Source organism: Sphingomonas qilianensis, assembly GCF_039614825.1.
Taxonomy (GTDB): domain Bacteria; phylum Pseudomonadota; class Alphaproteobacteria; order Sphingomonadales; family Sphingomonadaceae; genus Sphingomonas; species Sphingomonas qilianensis.
The window spans coordinates 93,844-111,190 of record NZ_JBDIMF010000001.1 but is presented as its reverse complement, the minus strand read 5'-3'; the positions used below and the strand labels follow the sequence as shown (position 1 = coordinate 111,190).

Sequence of the window (17,347 nt, the reverse complement as noted above, 5' to 3'; positions counted from 1 at the left end):
GCCGGGGGCGGAACCGGCAATGACTGAGGCAAGACTAATTCACGTCATCGACGATGAAGAGTCCATCCGGCGATCAGCCAGCTTTATGCTGAAAACCTCTGGTTTCGAGGTTTGCACCTGGCCTTCCGGGACGGCGTTCCTGAAAGAGGCGCGTCACACCACGCCTGGCTGCGTACTGCTCGATATCCGCATGCCCGATATGGATGGGTTGCAGGTGCAGCAGGCGATGAACGAGCACGGCATTGCCATGCCAGTGGTGATCCTCACCGGACACGGCGATATCTCGAGCGCCGTGCGCGCGATGAAGGCGGGCGCGATCGAATTTATCGAAAAGCCGTTCGAAAAAGCGCTGTTGCTAGATGCCATCGACGCGGCCTTTGCCCGGCTCGATCGCTCTGCGACAGACGTCGCGCGCTCGGCCGACGCCAACATCGCCATTGCCGGTCTCACAGCGCGTGAGCGCGAGGTCCTCGAAGGGCTGGCGCAAGGCCTGCCTAACAAAACGATTGCGTATGATTTCGGCATTTCGCCACGCACGGTGGAAGTCCACCGGGCCAATATCATGGCAAAGCTGCATGCGCGCAGTTTGTCGGACGTACTGAGAATCGCCTTCGCCGCCGGATTCGGCACCCAGCAGACGTAGCACGCGGCGGGTGGCGGGCGCGAGGCGCGGCCTAGGAAGCGCGCGGTGGCAGTGGCATGGGGCATCGACAGCCACGAAATGGTCGTGCTGAGCGGAGTCGTGTCTATGGTCGGAGAAATCGCTTCGGGTGCCGCCACGGTGTCGTCGGCTCAAGCGCTGCCAGCTGCAATCGATCGACTGGTTCGCGTCATGGCGCGCTTGCGCGATCCGATCTCGGGATGTGAATGGGATGTAGCGCAGGATTTTGCGTCGATCGCGCCCTACACGATCGAGGAAGCCTATGAGGTTGCCGATGCGATTGCGCGCAACGACATGCCCGATCTCAGGGACGAACTGGGCGATCTGCTGCTACAGGTTGTCTTTCACAGTCGCATCGCCGAGGAGGCAGGCCATTTTGGCCTCGCCGATGTCGCGACGACGATCAGCGATAAGATGGAGCGCCGGCATCCCCATATCTTTGGCGATGCGGCGGCAGGCGGCCATTATTTGTGGGAGCAGATCAAGGCCGAGGAGCGCGCCGACAAAGGCGCGCAGGGCGCGCTGGATGGGGTGGCGATCGGTCTGCCCGCACTGCTGCGCGCGGAAAAGCTGCAGAAGCGCGCCGCCCGCACCGGTTTCGACTGGCCCGATGCGACGGGCGCACGCGCCAAGGTAATCGAGGAGATTGCCGAGATCGATGCAGCATCGGCGCAGGAACGCGCCGAGGAGATCGGCGATCTGTTATTTTCGGTGGTCAATTGGGCGCGTCATCTGGGCGTCGATCCGGAGGCCGCGCTCCGCGCCGCCAATGCCAAGTTCGAGGCGCGGTTTCGCGGTATGGAGGCCAAAGCGGGCGCGCGTTTTGCCGGCCTGACGCTGGAGCAGAAGGAAGCGCTGTGGCAAGCGGTCAAGAAGCAAGCTCAGCAATGACCGCGCGCGCATAAAGGGGGAGCCAGATCTACGCTCAACGCCACGAGCCCTCCTCAGGTGTCTAAAACACCGGTTGATCGTCCCCATTGATAGCAAAGTCTGCAGGCCAGGCCATGGTCAGCCTTTGTTCTGATCTTAAAGAAAGTGGATCTGCGAGTTCATTCCATGGCCAGCTTTTCGGCCAATGCCCTCAACATGGAATCGTAAAAGCTGGCCGTGGCATTGGCTTCAGGCTTAACGCCGTCGAAGCCGTGATAGGCCCCTTCGACGACATGCGTAACGCAGTCTATGCCAGCGCCCCGGAGCCTGTTGCCATATTCGACGTCTTCGTCATGAAACAGGTCGAGCGTACCAACGCCAATCCAGGCCGGTGGCAAACCCGTTAGGCTGGCGCGCCTAGCGGGAACTGCATAGTTGGGGAAATCGCCGGTCTTGGGATCGCGACCGAGGTAGCTAGTCCAGCCGAAGATGTTGTTTTTCGGTGTCCAGAGGAATTGGCCCCGCGCTCCGTGATCGGAGCGTCCAGTCTGGGCATCCAGCATGGGATAGACGAGCAGCTGGAACGCCGGAACAATCGGCCCGTTATCCGCGACGCGCTGCACCAAGGCCGCTGCCAGGCCGCCGCCTGCGCTCTGCCCGCCTATGGCAATTCGCTTTATATCAATATCAAGTTCGGACGCGTGCTCGACTAGCCAGCACAGGGCGGCATGGCAATCGTCCAGCGGCGCCGGAAAGGGGTGTTCGGGCGCCAGACGGTAATCGATACTGATGATCGCGATGTCGATGCGATCAAGAATGCGGGAAACGATTGCCATGTCCTGCTCTGGCCTGCCGACGACAAAGCCTCCACCATGCATCCACAACAGCGCTGGTCTGGTACCCGCCGATAGGGCGCGTTCGAACATGACGAGCCTCACTGGAGGCGCGGACCCATCTGCTGGAACGACGTGTTGGGACATTCTTACGCCCGGGGGAGCCTTTGCCGCCAGCGCGAGGGCCATCATCTTTCTTATGAGTGGGGTGGTCAGCGACGTGAAGCGCGGCGAGGCCATTAGCATTGGGGAGCGCAATTCGGCCGGGACGATCCTCGCCCGGTTAGCACGACGCATTGCCGCGACCGTCAAGGCACTCGCCCCGACGATCGAACCCCAGCGCAGAACGTTTTTGTAATTCACAATTGTCTCCACGAGCCGCTACGCTGTCGTCCCATTATGACGCGGTTCGGTAAGCTCGGCTATTACCTGCATGCCCACGTTTGGAGCGCGAATGGCCTGACGATAGACACCCCGGCCCGCTGTCTGACCAAACGCGTCCACGATTATCCCGAGCGCTGCCCGAAGCGCTCGAAATCGCGCGGTGCCATGCGCACGTCATAGCTGGCGCGATCGCCATCGATGTCCTGGCCCAGCACATCGCCGTGCGCGTGCAGCCAGGCGGCACCGGCGCCATCCCCGGCGTCGAGTTCGATATGATAATCGCGGTGCCCTTCGGTCACGAGCTTAGCGATCGTCTCGAGCAGCGTCGGGACCCCTTCCCCGTCAAGCGCCGAAACCGCCACCACGTTATCGCGCCGCGCCGCTTCGCCGAGCAGTTCGATGCGCTCTTCCTCCGCCAGCAGATCGAGCTTGTTCCATGCCTCGATCCTGGGCGTCGTCTCGTCTACACCGATATCGCGCAGCACCGCCTCGACATCGTCGCGCTGCGCCATCGTATCGGGGTGGGCGATGTCGCGAACGTGGATCAGCAGATCGGCCGAGACCACTTCCTCGAGCGTCGCCTTGAACGCGGCGACCAATTGCGTCGGCAGTTCGGACACGAAACCGACCGTATCCGACAAAATCACCTTGTCGATGCCCGGCAGGCTGATCTGCCGCAGCGTGGGATCCAGCGTGGCGAACAGCAGGTCCTCCGCCATCACCGCGGCGCCGGTCAGGCGGTTGAAGAGCGTCGATTTGCCCGCATTGGTGTACCCCACCAGGGCGATCACCGGCCACGGCGCGCGCTGGCGCCGATCGCGGTGCAGCCCACGCGTGCGACTGACCTTTTCCAGTTCTTTCTTCAAGCCCGCCATGCGGTCGCGGATCAAGCGCCGATCGGCCTCGATCTGCGTTTCCCCCGGGCCGCCAAGGAAGCCGAAGCCGCCACGCTGACGCTCCAAGTGGGTCCAGCTGCGCACGAGGCGACCAGCCTGATAATCGAGATGCGCCAGTTCGACCTGCAAACGGCCCTCGGCCGTCGCCGCGCGCTCGCCGAAGATTTCGAGGATCAAGCCGGTGCGATCGATCACCTTGGCTTTCAGCGCCTTTTCGAGATTGCGCTGCTGCACCGGCGTCAGCGCGGCATCGAACACCACAAGGTCGGCTTCTTCCATCGCCACGGTGGCAGCGAGCATCTCGACCTGCCCGCTGCCGAGCAGAGTCGAGGGGCGCCGCTCGCGGATGCGGAACGAGACCTTGTCCGCGACGACCACGCCGATCGCCGCCGCCAGGCCTGCGGTTTCGTCCAGCCGGGCAGCAACGTCGCGCGACGACCCGCCCTGTTCGGGCAACACCACGACGCAGCGTGCGCCGCGGGCGAAATCCTGTGCGTCGCGGTCAAATCCAGTGGTCAATCTTCGGCCTCATCGGTGGGTTCGTCGGCCAGGTTCAGCGGGTGCGCCGGCTGGATGGTGGAAACGGCATGCTTGTAGACGAGCTGCGACATACCATCGCGCTGCAGCAACATGCAGAACAGATCGAACGCCGCGATCTGCCCTTGCAGCATCACGCCGTTGACCAGGAACATCGTCACATTATCTTCCGACTTGCGCACGGCGTTGAGGAATATCTCCTGCAACAATGGCGCGCGCTTCTGCGCCTCGCCCACTGCATTGACGATCGCTGCGACATCCACCGTGCCCGATGGCATGATCGTGGAAATGGCGTGCTTGTAGATCAGTTGCGACTGGCCATCGCGGCGCAGCAGGACGGAAAAATTGTCGAACCAGGTGACGATGCCCTGGAGCTTGACGCCCTTGACGAGAAACATCGTGACCGGGGTTTTCGAGCGCCGCAGCGCGTTCAGGAACAGATCCTGAAGGGAAGTTTGCTTGTCGGCCATCGGCACGATCCTTTATTTTTGGCGGGAGTTTCCCGCATGGCGCCGTTTCCCGGCGTCGGATTGCAACGGTCGCCCGTGCTGCGCTAATCTAGGGATGCATGGTGCCGCCGTCCACCTCGACGGCGAATAATAGCAGTTCCCGGCAGCGACCCACGGGTCGTGCCCCCGGCGAAAGTCGCGAAAGTCGCGCGCTCTTCGTGCGCGCGTCGACCGCCGCGTGACGGTATCCTCACGTCAACTAACACAGGCGCAGTTGGATAATTAAATCAACATATTCAAATACTTATGCGGCAGTCCCTATTCGTCGCGCGTCTCGGTGATGCCGAGCAGCTTCAACTTGCGGTGCAATGCCGAACGCTCCATGCCGATGAAATGCGCCGTGCGCGAGATGTTGCCCGAGAAACGCCGTATCTGCACCCGCAGATACTCCCGCTCGAACGTCTCCCGCGCCTCGCGAAGCGGGCTCCCCATGATCGCCGTGCTGCCACTGCCCATATCGCCCGTGTCGCCAAGCACCTCGGCGGGAAGCAGATCGATATCGATCCGTCCGATCCGATCGCCTGGCGCCATGATGATGGTGCGCTCGACTACGTTGCGCAACTGGCGCACGTTGCCCGGCCACTCGTAGCTTTGCAGTGCGACCATTGCATCCCCGGCGATCTCGGGCGTCGGCACGCGGCGTTCATTGGCATAATGCGCCATGAAATGATGGACGAGCGGGGGAATGTCCTCGCGCCGCTCGCTGAGATTGGGGATCAGCACGGGCACGACGTTGAGCCGGTAATAGAGATCCTCGCGGAAGCGCCCCTCGGCGATTTCGTGGACCAGATCGCGCGCCGTGGCCGAGACGACGCGGACATCGACCTTGACCACGCGTTGCCCGCCGACCCGCGTAAAGCTCTGATCGGTCAGCACGCGCAGGATGCGCCCTTGCGTGGCCAGCGGCATGTCGGCGATCTCGTCGAGGAACAAGGTGCCGGTATGCGCCTGTTCGAGCATGCCGGGACGGACCAGATCGCCGCCCTCCTCGATGCCGAACAACTCTTCTTCGACACGTTCCGGTGTCATGCGCGCCGCGCTGACGATGATGAACGGGGCATCGGCGCGCTGACTCCAGCCGTGCAGCAGCCGCGCGGCGACTTCCTTGCCGACCCCTGCCCCACCCATGACCAGCACACGGCTGCCGGTAGCCGCGACACGCTTCAATGTCGCGCGCACACCGTTGATCGCGGTCGAATTGCCAGTGAGATCGGTATCGCGGCCGACAGTGGCGCGCAGCGACGCCACTTCGCGACGCAGCGCTTCGGTTTCGGTCGCGCGGGCGACCATCAACAGCAATCGCTCGGCCTCGAACGGCTTTTCGATAAAGTCGACCGCGCCGCGCCGGATCGCCGCCACGGCGGTGTCGAGATTGCCATGGCCGGAAATCACCAGCACCGGAATCGATGGATCGCGGCGCTTGAGCTCGTCCAGCAGATCGAGCCCATCGAGTTTCGAGTTCTTCAGCCAGACGTCGAGCAGGACCAGCGACGGGCGGCGCGCGGCGATCGCCTCCAACGCCGCATCGCTGTCCGCTGCGCTGCGCGTGGCATAGCCTTCGTCTTCGAGCACGCCCGAAACCAGCTCGCGAATATCGCGTTCGTCATCGACGATGAGAATATCAAGCGCCATGATTATGTCCGTAATCTGGTTAGATCGGCGGGAAGCCGATCATTTTGGTGGGGTAGGTCTTCATCGCCTGCATCCATCCGCGCGAGCGCCGCGGTGTCGAAGCGCATCGTGACCACGGTGCCCCCGCCGGGCCGATCGCCAAACGTCATCGTGCCGCAATGCTCCTCGACGATCTTGTTGACGATGGCGAGGCCAAGCCCGGTGCCGCGCGCGCGCGTCGTCATATAGGGTTCGGCGATGCGGTCGCGCGCTGCCGGCAGGCCGACGCCATTGTCAGCGACTTCCAGTACGACCGATCGTGCTGGATCGCCCGCGATCGTCATGGCGACTTCACCGCTGACGCCGTCCCCTTGCGCCTCGATTGCCTCCACCGCATTCTTGATGATGTTGGTCAGCGCCTGGCCGATCTGGCGGCGATCGCAGACAAAATCTATCGTGGCCGGCGTGCTGACCAGCGAGAAGGTGACGCCGGGGTGCGCGACCTCGTGCAGGAACAGAGATTGCCGCGCGATATCGACCAGCGATTCATGCTTGAACAATGGCTTGGGCATGCGGGCAAAGGACGAAAACTCGTCCACCATGCGGCGCAGATCGCCGACCTGACGGATGATCGTCTCGGTCAGGCGGCCGAACGTGCCATCATCGTTCTCGATTTGCTTGCCATAGCGCCGTTGCAGCCGCTCCGCCGCAAGCTGGATCGGGGTCAGCGGATTTTTGATCTCGTGCGCGATGCGGCGGGCGACGTCGGACCAGGCGGCGCGTCGCTGATCGAGCAATTGTTGCGTAATGTCGTCAAAGGTGAGGATCGGCCCGGCATCGGCGCGGGCGATGCGTACGGCCAGCGTCCGCACTTCCCCCCCGGCGTCCACCTCGACGATCGCATCACGTTGATCGGTGTTGATCAACGCCGCCAGTTCCGGGGCGATATCGGCAAGCTGGCGCCCGACAGGGCTGTCCGCACTGGTTTTCAGCAGATCGCTGGCCGAGCGATTGATCAGGCGAATGGTGCCGTCACGCCCCGTCGAGACGACGCCCGCGCTGACCCCCGACATCACCGCTTCGATCAGCGCCCGACGGGTTTCCAGCGCGCCGGTCTGCTCTTCCAGTTGCCGTGTCATCTGGTTGAAGGCATCGGCCAGCACGCCGACTTCGTCGCGCGTCTTGGGCGATGGCACGCGCGCGGTCAGGTCGCCGCCCGCCACCGCGCGCGCGGCGCCGACCAACTCGCCAACCGGCCGCACCAATCTGTCGGCCACTTCCAGCGCAATCCACACCGCGATCCCGACGATGAACAACGACACCAGCAGCAATGCGGCGTTGAAGCGGATTTGCAGCGATCGGGAGCGCGCCAGCAGGTCACGATAATCCCCTAGCACCGCTTCAGCGCGCTCGGTCTGCGCCGTCATCGTCTTCGAGTCGGTCAAACGTGCAGTATAGAGATAGAGGTCTGTCGCACCGGGCAGCATCGTCACGGTTTGGATACGGTCACCCATGTCCGTGATGACGCTTTTCTGCCCGCCTTTCAGCGCGGCAATGGTCTTAGGGCTGACCTGCTGCGTGAGATTGCGCTCGTATGGATTGACCAGCGCCAGCGATTGGATGCCGCGCGTCGGTGACACGGTGAAAATCGCGCTCTCATTAAGATTGCGGTAATACACTTGGCGACCGAAGAAATCGGGAAAGCGCGGATCATCGATCGGCTGTTCGCGCAGCACGCCGGCGATGTCTTCGGCCATGGCCAGCGTTTCGGTGTTCCAACGATCCAATTGCTGCTGATACGACACCCGCGCGAGCACGGTGGCGTTCTCCAGCATCCCGCGCGCTTTATCGGAAAACCAGAATTCGACGCCATATTGAAACAGCAGCGACGCGAAGATCGTCACCAGGAGCATCGGCACCGCGGCAACGACCGAGAATAGCGCGACCAATCGGACGTGCAGCCGACCATTGCCACCGATCGGCGAGCGGGCGGCGCGCCGCATCGCGATGCGGCGACCGAGCAAGACCAGCAAGGCGACGCCTGGAACAAGGTTCGATACAAGGAGCAGAGCCACTACCGGCGGGGTCAGCAAGCGCTGGGTCGATTGTTCGCCAGCGATGATGAAATAACTGACCAGCGCGATCGCCACAGCGCCTGCCAGCACGAGCAACTCGACAAACGGCGTGACGCTGAACCGTGGGTTCTTCGTTTCGGGGCGGTCCATCGCTGCAGTGTCGGCGATCATCGTGTCCTTCGTACAACGATCTTGTGGCTAATAGAACACACTTTCGTGCGTCCTGCCCTGATCAGGGCTCGCTCGGTCGCCCGGCACCGGTGCTGATGCCCAGCGTATCGAGCCGTTTACGCAGCGTGTTGCGGTTGATCCCGAGCGCGCGGGCCGCGCGCAGCTGGTTGTGACCGTGCCGGGCGAGCATCGCCTCGATCAACGGGCGTTCGACCTTGCCGATGACGTGATCGTAAAGCGTGCCATTATCCAACACGGCCGGCTGCTCGCGCGCCAGACGCTCCAACAGACCCCGTACGGCAGCCTCGATCCCGGGGTCGAGATCGGGGGATGGCGCAGCCCCCGCCGTGCCGAGCATGGCGCGGACTTCGCCGGCATCGATGCGTTCGTCGCGGGCGAGCACGGCCATGCGGCGCATGATGTTTTCCAACTCGCGGACATTGCCTGGCCAATCGTAATGCTCGAGCGCGGCGATGGCCTGCGGCTCCAGCTGCTTGCGCGGCAGACCGCTTTCCGCCGCCTTGTCGAGAAAGTGCCGCGCCAGTAACGCGACATCCTGCCGCCGGGCACGGAGCGCGGGGAGCGCGATCGGCACCACATTGAGCCGATAGAACAGATCTTCGCGAAACTGACCGCCAGCCACCAGAACGCCCAGATCGCGATTGGTCGCGGCGACAATGCGCACGTCGGCGCGGATCGTGCGCGCACCGCCCACGGTGGTGAATTCGCCCGATTGCAGCACGCGGAGCAGGCGCGTCTGCGCCTCCATCGGCATATCGCCGATCTCGTCGAGAAACAGCGTGCCGCCCGCTGCCTGTTCGAATCGGCCAGCCGACCGCGCCTGCGCACCGGTGAAGGCGCCCCGCTCATGGCCAAACAATTCGGCTTCGATCAGTTCCCTGGGGATCGCCGCCATATTCAGTGCCACGAACGGTGAGCGACGCCGCGGCCCCAGATCATGGATCGCCTGCGCGACCAGCTCCTTGCCGGTGCCCGATTCGCCCGAAATCAGCACGGTGAGGTCGTTGGAAACGACGCGGGCGATGACGCGGTACACATCCTGCATCGCCGGTGACCGGCCGATCAGCGGTAACGCGCCGGCGTCCTGGTCGATGGCGTCAAGCGGCCCACTCGTGCGGCGAGCGAGCGCGCCTTGCACGGCGTGTGACAGCGCGTCGAGATCGAACGGCTTGGGGAGATAATCGTACGCACCAACCTCGGTCGCGCGCACGGCGGTGGACAGCGTGTTCTGCGCCGACAACACGATCACCGGCAATGCGGGGCTTTCGCGCGTCAGCTGCGCAATACGATCCAGCCCGTTGCCGTCGGGCAGGACGACGTCCGAGATCAGCACGTCCGGTTTGACCAGCGGGAATTGCAGCTCGAACTCCGCCAGCGATGCCACCGTCGTCACGCGGTGACCTTCGCGGCGCAGCGACTGGGCCACCACGGTACGGATCGCCGCGTCGTCGTCGACCACGAGGATTGTGCCGATTTTATGGATCTCCCCGCCCATATCAGCTTCCCCGTGGCAGCAAGACGCGGAAGATGGTCGCCTCGGGCGATCCTTCGCGCGCATATTGGACGATCCCACCCATGTCGCGAACCAGCTTGTCGACCAGCGCCAGCCCCAGCCCCTCGCCTTCCGGCTTGCCCGAGATGAATGGGTCGAACAGATTGTCCGCGATATCGTCTGGCGCACCGGGGCCATTGTCGATCACGCTGATCTCGATCGGCAGCGGCCGACGTTTGCGCCCCGGCGCCGCGCTGACGGCCATGCCGTGGCGATAGGCGGTGGCGAGCGTGATACGGCCGTCTGGCTGGCCGCTCAGCGCCTCGGACGCGTTCTTGAGCAGATTGAGGATGACCTGCACCAGCGCATCGCGATCGACCAGCACCGAGGGGAGGGACGGATCGAACCTTTCCTCGATCATCACATCACGCGCAAAGCCCGCCGATGCGACCCGGCGCACGTGATCGAGCATTGGATAGATATTTTCCGCACCGATGGTCAGCGGGCGGGTGTCGGTGAAATCCTGCATGCGATCGATCAAGGCCGCGATCCGGTCTACCTCGGTGACGATCAGCGTCGTCAGTTCCGCCGCACAGGCGCTCGCTTCCCGACCGAGCAATTGCGCCGCGCCGCGAATCCCCGAGAGCGGATTGCGGATCTCGTGAGCGAGCATCGCCGCCGCGCCCACTGCAGCACGCGCGGCGGACGCCCGATCCGCGCTATGTCCCAGGCGGCGCGACGCGGCGGCGTGATGCAGCGTGATCATGCGCCAGCCGGGGCGATCGGCAACCCCCGCCTCGATGAAATCGACGCGGACCCGGCCGCCACGAACCAGCTCGATTTCCACATCGAACGCAGCGAAACCATGGCTGTCGTGCGCGGTCGCATCGCGCGGCGAGTGCAGGATGGCATCGAGCGGCTGGCCGAGCATTGCTCGCTCCGATAGATTGAGCAGCGCCTCGCACTCGGCATTGGCATGGACCACGCAATCCGCCGGATCGAGCACCAGCACGGCGACGGGCAAGGCGGCCAGCAGTTCGGAAAAGCTCGGCCCCCCGTTGCTGGCTTTACCGCGCCCAGTGACCATCAGGCCGCCGCGCGGCTGCGATAGGGCGCGTAGAACTCGGCCAGCATGGTCTGAACAAGCTTGGGGTCGGGGATCTGGTTTACCCGGTTGCGAAACTCGGCCGAACCATGAATGCCCCGCGTGTACCAGCCGATATGTTTGCGCGCCATATTCACGCCGACCTCATTGCCATAATGCTGGAGCATAGCATCGTAATGCTCTGCAATAACGTCATATTGCTCGCCGAGATCGGGGTCGGGCACGCGACGGCCGGTGGCGAACCACTCCATCACCTGGCCCAGCAACCATGGCCGCCCGTAAGCACCGCGCCCGATCATCACGCCGTCTGCACCGGATTGCCCCAGCGCCGCTTCGGCATCCTCGATCGAGCATATATCGCCATTGGCGATCACCGGCAGATCGACCGCGTCCTTGACCTTGCGGATGAACGCCCAGTCCGCATTGCCCTTGTACATCTGGTTGCGCGTACGCCCGTGGACCGCGATCAGCTTGACGCCCAGATCCTGCGCAATCTTGGCCAGTTCGGGCGCATTGAGGCTGTCATGACACCAGCCCATGCGCATCTTGAGCGTCACCGGCACGGTAACCGCATCGACCACACCGCGAATGATCGCCGCGGCATTGTCCAAATCGCGCATCAGCGCCGATCCGGCATCGCCGTTGGTCACCTTGCGCACCGGGCAACCCATGTTGATGTCGATGATGGCTGCGCCGCGATCCTGGCTGAGCTTCGCCGCCTCGCCCATTTCGTACGGGGTGCAACCGACCAGCTGCATCGACACGGGATTTTCGCTGGCATGCCAGGCCGCCTTTTGCAGCGACTGGCGTGTCTCGCGGATCGCTGCCTGGCTCGCGACCATTTCCGTCACGTTGAGCCCGGAGCCATAGCGCCGCACCAGCGTGCGAAACGGCATATCGGTCACGCCGGTCATCGGCGCGAGCATGACGGGCCGGTCGATCCGCACCGGGCCGATCTGGATGGGAAGAAGCGTTGTCATAATGTGCCTGAAAAATGGGCAGTAGCAACTGGCACGCAAAATGGCAAGGCTGGCGACCCTGCTTCAGTTGGGCTAGGCGAGCACCATGACGACGCCCCGCACAGCCGCCATCATCGTCGCCGCCGGCACCGGCACGCGCAGCGGCAGTGAGATGCCAAAGCAATTCGCCTGGCTGGCCGGCAAGCCGCTGATCGCGCATAGCTTTGCTGCGCTCAGCAACCACCCGGCGATCGATCGCGTGATCGTGGTGATCGGTACGGGGCAGGAGGCGGCGCTTCACGCAGCGATCGGTGACGTGGAGTATGTGATGGGCGGCGCGACGCGGCGGTTATCGGTACTGGCAGGACTGGAGGCGCTGGCCTCAACCCCTACCCGTCACCCCGGACCAGGTTCGGGGTCTGCCACGCCACATATGCTGCAGGCGGTGAGTATGAACCACGGCAGACCCCGGACCAAGTCCGGAGTGACGGAGGAGGAGTCGGTCGAGCGGGTGTTGATCCATGATGCCGCGCGCCCGTTCCTGCCCGCCGTGGTGCTCGATCGCCTTTTGACCGCGTTAGACAACCACGAGGGCGCCCTCCCCACCTTGCCGGTCGCCGATACGTTAGCCGACGCGCAGGGCGGCACGGTGGACCGCAGGGGCCTGTCGCGCGTTCAAACGCCACAGGCTTTTCGCTTTGACGCGATCCTCCGCGCGCATCGCGACTGGATCGGCGAAGAACCGACCGACGACGCGCAAATGCTGCGCCGGCTTGGCGGCAGCGTCGCGATGGTCGAAGGAGACACGATGCTCGACAAGATCACTTACCCTGCCGACTTTGCCGCGGCCGAGGCGCGATACGGCGCCGCGATGATTTCGCGTAGCGCCAGTGGCTTCGACGTCCACCGGCTCGAAGTCCGCGAGGAACTGTGGCTCGGGGGCATCCTGATCCCGCACGACAGGGGCCTGTCCGGGCATAGCGACGCCGATGTCGCGCTCCACGCGATCACCGACGCGCTGCTAGGAACGATTGCCGCAGGTGACATCGGCATGCATTTCCCGCCCAGTGACCCACAGTGGAAAGGTGCCAACTCCGCCCAATTCCTCGAACATGCCGCCGGCCTGGTCCGCGATGCGGGCGGGATCATCGACTTCATCGATCTCACCCTGATGTGCGAGGCGCCCAAGATCGGCCCGCATCGCGAAGCGATGCGCACCCGCATCGCCGCATTATTAGGGCTGTCATTCACGCAGGTTAGCGTGAAGGCGACGACCACCGAGCGACTCGGCTTCACCGGTCGTGGCGAAGGGATTGCGGCGCAAGCGGTGGCGACGATCCGGATTGGGGCGGCGTGATGCGCGGAAAAACGATTACCACTGGTCTCGCTCTGTGGCTGAGCCTTGCCGCGAGCACCGCGCAGGCGGCCGCTCCGTGCATTACCCAGCCCGAAGCCGAGAGCCTCGTCATCACCTTGCTGCCGGACCTGATCGAGGCCGCCGGGCAGAGTTGCGCCGCGAGCCTGCCCCCCGAAGCAACATTGCGCATGGGCTTGGCGCCGACGATCGCGCGCTATCGTGCCGCAGCGCCCGCGGTGCTGCCACAGGTTACGTCCGCCATCGCCAAGCTGGTTGGCAGCAATATGGCGGGTATCGACCCCGCCTTGCTACGCCCGCTGATCAGCACGGTGGTCGCGCCGCTACTGGCTACGGAGATCGAGGCGGCTGATTGCCCCCAGATCGATCGCGCCGTAACCTTGCTGGCCCCGCTCCCGGCGCGCAGTGTGGCAGGTATTGCCGTGTTGCTGTTCACGCTCGGCACCGACGGCCGGAAGAAGCAACCGCCGTTCAAGATTTGCCCACTCTCGCCCGCGCAGCCAAGGCCATGACGATGGATACGATCCTTCCCCAGGAACTGGTCGACGCCGCGCGAAAGGTGATCGAGCGAAATGTCGCGCTTGGCCGCCGTATCAGCGTTGCGGAAAGCTGCACCGGCGGGCTGGTTGCCGCCGCACTCACCGAAATTCCCGGCTCATCCGATGTGCTCGAGGCGAGCTTCGTGACCTATTCGAACGATGCGAAGCTCGATCTGCTCAAAGTCAGTTCGGACGTGATCGAAACGTTTGGCGCAGTGTCTATCGCCGTTGCCTGGAGCATGGCGCAGGGCGCGCTGGAAGCTTCCGGTGCTGATGTAGCGGTGGCGATCACGGGGATCGCCGGACCCGGCGGCGGCTCCGAGAAAAAGCCGGTCGGCACCGTGGTGTTCGCGCGGGCGGAAAGATGCGCGGATCCTGGCGATATCGTCGCCGATCGCAAGAATTTCGGCGATTTGGGCCGCGGCGGGGTGCGGCTTCAGGCGGCGCTCTGCGCACTCGAACTGCTGATGCCGCCCGAGGGCGACGCGTAAAGCACTGCAGCGCGCTCCTCGAACGCGCCGATCATCTTGCGCAGCGCCGTGCCGAACACCTGCCCCGCCAGCATCTCGAACACGCGGTTCTTGAACGCGAAATCGACCGTGAAGTCGACGAAGCAAGCGTGGTCGCCATCGGGGCGGAAGGTCCAGTCGTTACGCAGATATTTGAGCGGGCCATCGATATAGTCGACCGACAGATGCCCCGGGCGCTGCTTCTCCACCTTCGACGTGAAGGTTTCGCGCAGGCCCTTGAAACCGACAATCATGTCCGCAAGCATTTCCGTCTCGCTGTTCGAGCGCACGCGGATCGCGGTGACCCAGGGCAGGAATTCGGCATATCGGCCGACATCCGCGACCAGATCGAACATCTGCTCGCAGCTATAGGGCAGCCGCCGGGTTTCGGAATGTTTGGGCATCAAGCGCGCGCGAGCTTTGCCTCGCGCGCTGCGCGGAGCCGGGCAAAATCGTCACCAGCATGATAGCTGGAGCGCGTCAGCGGCGAGGAGGCGACGAGCATGAAGCCCTTCGCGCGCGCAATCTGCGCATAGGCATCGAACGCCTTGGGCGTGATGAAATCGAGCACCTTGGCATGGCGCGGCGTCGGCTGGAGATATTGGCCCAGCGTCAGGAAATCGACATCGGCGCTGCGCATGTCGTCCATCACCTGGTGAACCTCCATCCGCTCCTCGCCCAGGCCCATCATCATGCCGGATTTGGTGAAAATCGACGGATCGTGTCGCTTCACGCTCTCCAGCAGCCGCAGCGACGCGTAATAGCGCGCGCCGGGCCGGATCGTGGGGTACAGGCGCGGCACCGTCTCGAGATTGTGATTATAGACGTCCGGCCGCGCTTCGACGATCGACTCGATCGCGGCCTGCGCCTTGTTGCGGAAATCAGGCGTGAGGATCTCGATCGTCGTGCCCGGCGTGGTGGCGCGCAACGCCTGGATCACGCGCACGAACTGCGACGCCCCGCCATCGGGCAGATCGTCCCGATCGACCGAGGTGACGACGATGTGCTGCAGACCCATCTGTGCCGCGGCATCGGCGACATTCTGCGGCTCGGCGCGGTCGATCGCGCGCGGCATGCCGGTCTTCACATTGCAGAAGGCGCAGGCCCGCGTGCAGGTGTCGCCGAGGATCATCACCGTCGCGTGCTTCTTGCTCCAGCATTCGCCGATATTGGGGCAGGCCGCTTCCTCGCACACAGTAGTGAGACTTTTCGAGCGCATTAGATCGCGCGTGGCGGCAAAGCCGGCCGAAGTCGGCGCCTTCACGCGAAGCCAGTCGGGCTTGCGCTGACGGACGATGGGGGCGAGCGGAGACATCTCGTTCATGAGGTGCATCTAGCGATGGGTTGAAGCCGTTACAACACACGCTAGAACTGCAGCCATGACCGATTTCACCGATCTGCTCGATGGCTATGCGCGTTTCCGTTCCAGCGAATATCGCCGTCATCGCGCGCGTTGGGACGAACTCAGCGAAGGGCAAAGCCCGCGTGTGATGGTGATTGCCTGCTCGGATAGCCGCGTCGACCCCGCACAGGTGTTCGATACTGTGCCCGGCGAAATTTTTGTGGTGCGCAACGTGGCCAATCTCGTGCCACCGTTCGAAACGGGTGGCGGCCGTCACGGCGTGTCCGCCGCGCTGGAATTTGCGGTGACACAGCTCGAAGTGCCCGAGATTGTCGTGATGGGGCATGGCGCCTGCGGTGGCGTGCACGCCGCCGTGTCGCGCCGCTTTGAGGGCGAGGCGCCCGGCGCGGGGGGCTTTATCGCGCATTGGATCGATATGCTGGATGAAGCTCGCGACCGCATCGTCGCGCAACACGGCAACGGTCCTGAAGCAATCCGGGCGCTCGAACTCGAGACGGTTCGGGTTTCGATCGCCAATCTCCGCAGCTTCCCGTTCGTTGCCGAGCGGGAAGCTGCGGGGAAGCTGACGCTCCACGGTGCCTATTTCGGGATCGCCGATGGCATACTGCATGTGATGGACGGCGCGGGCGCGTTTGCCCCCGCGCAATCCAGTCCCAACGGCTAGTCCTTCTGGAGCGCCTTCCGCGCCAGCTTCACCAACGCCGGATCCAATTCGGGCGGCGTCATGTCAATATTGGCTTCAAGTTGATCGGCGATGACGGTCAACGCGGCAATCCGGGCCGCTTTCTTGTCGTTGCCGTCGATCGCATACCATGGCGCCCAGCCTTTATCCGTCCGCAGGAACATCTCCGCCATCGCATCGAGATAGGCGTCGCGCTTCTCGCGGTTGCGATAATCGTCGGCGCCGGTCTTCCAGCGCTTCCACGGATGCTCCAGCCGCGCCAGCAACCGTGCGTCCTGCTCCTCCTGCGTGGTATGGACGAAGATCTTGATGATCTGCGTCCCGGCATCGACCTGCTGCGCCTCGAACTCGTTGATCTCGTCATAGCCGCGGCGCCACTGCGACTCGGTGGCGAAGCGTTCGACGCGTTCGACCAGCACGCGACCATACCAGCTGCGATCGAACACGCCGATATTGCCGTTCTCGGGCAGCCGTCGCCAGAACCGCCACAGAAAGTGCCTCGCCGCCTCCTCGGGTGTCGGCGCCTTGATCGGCCAGACCTCGAAATTGCGTGGATCCCAATCGGCGGTCAGCCGCTGGATGATGCCGCCCTTGCCCGCCGCATCCCAGCCTTCGAACAAGACGATCGCCCGCCGACGATGCACAATATGCGCGACCTGGATCCTGGCCAGCCGCTGCTGCACCGCGGCCAGATCGTCCGAATAGTCGCCGGGGTGTTTCTTGCCGGCTTCATAATCGGAGAGATTGATCGTCAT

General features: G+C 63.9%; 17 protein-coding genes. 6 read left to right on the top strand and 11 right to left on the bottom strand.

What is annotated here, in order from left to right; all coding sequences use genetic code 11:
• Positions 1-19 precede the first annotated feature (19 nt).
• Entirely contained in the window at positions 20-643 is a 624-nt protein-coding gene (locus tag ABC969_RS00535; RefSeq protein ID WP_345863771.1) for a response regulator transcription factor, read from the top strand.
• Positions 644-748: 105 nt separating this feature from the next.
• On the top strand, positions 749-1,552 hold the full coding sequence (mazG, locus tag ABC969_RS00530) for a nucleoside triphosphate pyrophosphohydrolase (protein ID WP_345863769.1): 804 nt from the start codon (positions 749-751) through the stop codon (positions 1,550-1,552).
• Positions 1,553-1,710: 158 nt separating this feature from the next.
• Here the strand turns inward: mazG and ABC969_RS00525 are convergent, their stop codons facing one another.
• The 8 genes from ABC969_RS00525 to dusB all read right to left on the bottom strand — a co-directional run bounded on the left by ABC969_RS00525 (position 1,711) and on the right by dusB (position 12,145).
• On the bottom strand, positions 1,711-2,457 hold the full coding sequence (locus ABC969_RS00525; RefSeq protein WP_345862288.1) for an alpha/beta hydrolase: 747 nt from the start codon (positions 2,455-2,457) through the stop codon (positions 1,711-1,713).
• Between the two features lie 413 nt (positions 2,458-2,870).
• A complete protein-coding gene (gene hflX, locus ABC969_RS00520; protein WP_345862287.1) occupies positions 2,871-4,163 on the bottom strand; it encodes a GTPase HflX in 1,293 nt (430 codons plus the stop codon).
• Positions 4,160-4,651, bottom strand: coding sequence for an RNA chaperone Hfq (gene hfq / locus ABC969_RS00515; protein ID WP_345862286.1), 492 nt, complete (start codon positions 4,649-4,651; stop codon positions 4,160-4,162). The genes hflX and hfq overlap by 4 nt, the downstream gene beginning before the upstream one ends.
• Positions 4,652-4,948: 297 nt before the next feature.
• Positions 4,949-6,322, bottom strand: a complete 1,374-nt coding sequence (gene ntrX / locus ABC969_RS00510) for a nitrogen assimilation response regulator NtrX (protein ID WP_345862285.1) — start codon at positions 6,320-6,322, stop codon at positions 4,949-4,951.
• 2 nt (positions 6,323-6,324) lie between these two features.
• The gene (locus tag ABC969_RS00505; RefSeq protein ID WP_345862284.1) at positions 6,325-8,547 is read right to left on the bottom strand and encodes a sensor histidine kinase; all 2,223 of its coding nucleotides are present in this window, start codon (positions 8,545-8,547) and stop codon (positions 6,325-6,327) included.
• Positions 8,548-8,608: 61 nt separating this feature from the next.
• Positions 8,609-10,063 (bottom strand): nitrogen regulation protein NR(I), encoded by a 1,455-nt coding sequence (gene ntrC, locus ABC969_RS00500; RefSeq protein WP_345862283.1) that lies wholly within the window; start codon positions 10,061-10,063, stop codon positions 8,609-8,611.
• 1 nt (position 10,064) lies between these two features.
• Entirely contained in the window at positions 10,065-11,147 is a 1,083-nt protein-coding gene (locus ABC969_RS00495; RefSeq protein WP_345862282.1) for a two-component system sensor histidine kinase NtrB, read from the bottom strand.
• Positions 11,147-12,145, bottom strand: coding sequence for a tRNA dihydrouridine synthase DusB (gene dusB / locus ABC969_RS00490; RefSeq protein WP_345862281.1), 999 nt, complete (start codon positions 12,143-12,145; stop codon positions 11,147-11,149). Before dusB ends, ABC969_RS00495 begins: the two co-directional genes overlap by 1 nt.
• Positions 12,146-12,230: 85 nt before the next feature.
• Here dusB and ispF point away from each other — a divergent pair, with 85 nt between their 5' ends.
• The 3 genes from ispF to ABC969_RS00475 are packed head-to-tail and all read left to right on the top strand — an operon-like array spanning position 12,231 to position 14,529.
• Positions 12,231-13,481, top strand: coding sequence for a 2-C-methyl-D-erythritol 2,4-cyclodiphosphate synthase (ispF, locus tag ABC969_RS00485; RefSeq protein WP_345862280.1), 1,251 nt, complete (start codon positions 12,231-12,233; stop codon positions 13,479-13,481).
• Positions 13,481-14,011 carry a hypothetical protein gene (locus ABC969_RS00480; RefSeq protein WP_345862279.1) on the top strand — a complete coding sequence of 177 codons (531 nt, stop codon included), beginning with the start codon at positions 13,481-13,483 and terminating at the stop codon, positions 14,009-14,011. The genes ispF and ABC969_RS00480 overlap by 1 nt, the downstream gene beginning before the upstream one ends.
• Positions 14,012-14,013: 2 nt before the next feature.
• Positions 14,014-14,529 carry a CinA family protein gene (locus ABC969_RS00475; protein ID WP_345862278.1) on the top strand — a complete coding sequence of 172 codons (516 nt, stop codon included), beginning with the start codon at positions 14,014-14,016 and terminating at the stop codon, positions 14,527-14,529.
• On the opposite strand, the gene ABC969_RS00470 is transcribed toward ABC969_RS00475, so the two are convergent.
• Positions 14,475-14,951, bottom strand: a complete 477-nt coding sequence (locus ABC969_RS00470; protein ID WP_345862277.1) for a type II toxin-antitoxin system RatA family toxin — start codon at positions 14,949-14,951, stop codon at positions 14,475-14,477. The two genes, ABC969_RS00475 and ABC969_RS00470, sit on opposite strands and share 55 nt — an antisense overlap.
• Positions 14,951-15,871 carry a lipoyl synthase gene (lipA, locus tag ABC969_RS00465; RefSeq protein ID WP_345862276.1) on the bottom strand — a complete coding sequence of 307 codons (921 nt, stop codon included), beginning with the start codon at positions 15,869-15,871 and terminating at the stop codon, positions 14,951-14,953. The genes ABC969_RS00470 and lipA overlap by 1 nt, the downstream gene beginning before the upstream one ends.
• Positions 15,872-15,926: 55 nt before the next feature.
• On the opposite strand from lipA, the gene ABC969_RS00460 reads away from it, so the two are divergent.
• Entirely contained in the window at positions 15,927-16,574 is a 648-nt protein-coding gene (locus ABC969_RS00460; protein WP_345862275.1) for a carbonic anhydrase, read from the top strand.
• Here the strand turns inward: ABC969_RS00460 and ABC969_RS00455 are convergent.
• Entirely contained in the window at positions 16,571-17,347 is a 777-nt protein-coding gene (locus ABC969_RS00455) for a polyphosphate kinase 2 family protein (RefSeq protein ID WP_345862274.1), read from the bottom strand. The two genes, ABC969_RS00460 and ABC969_RS00455, sit on opposite strands and share 4 nt — an antisense overlap.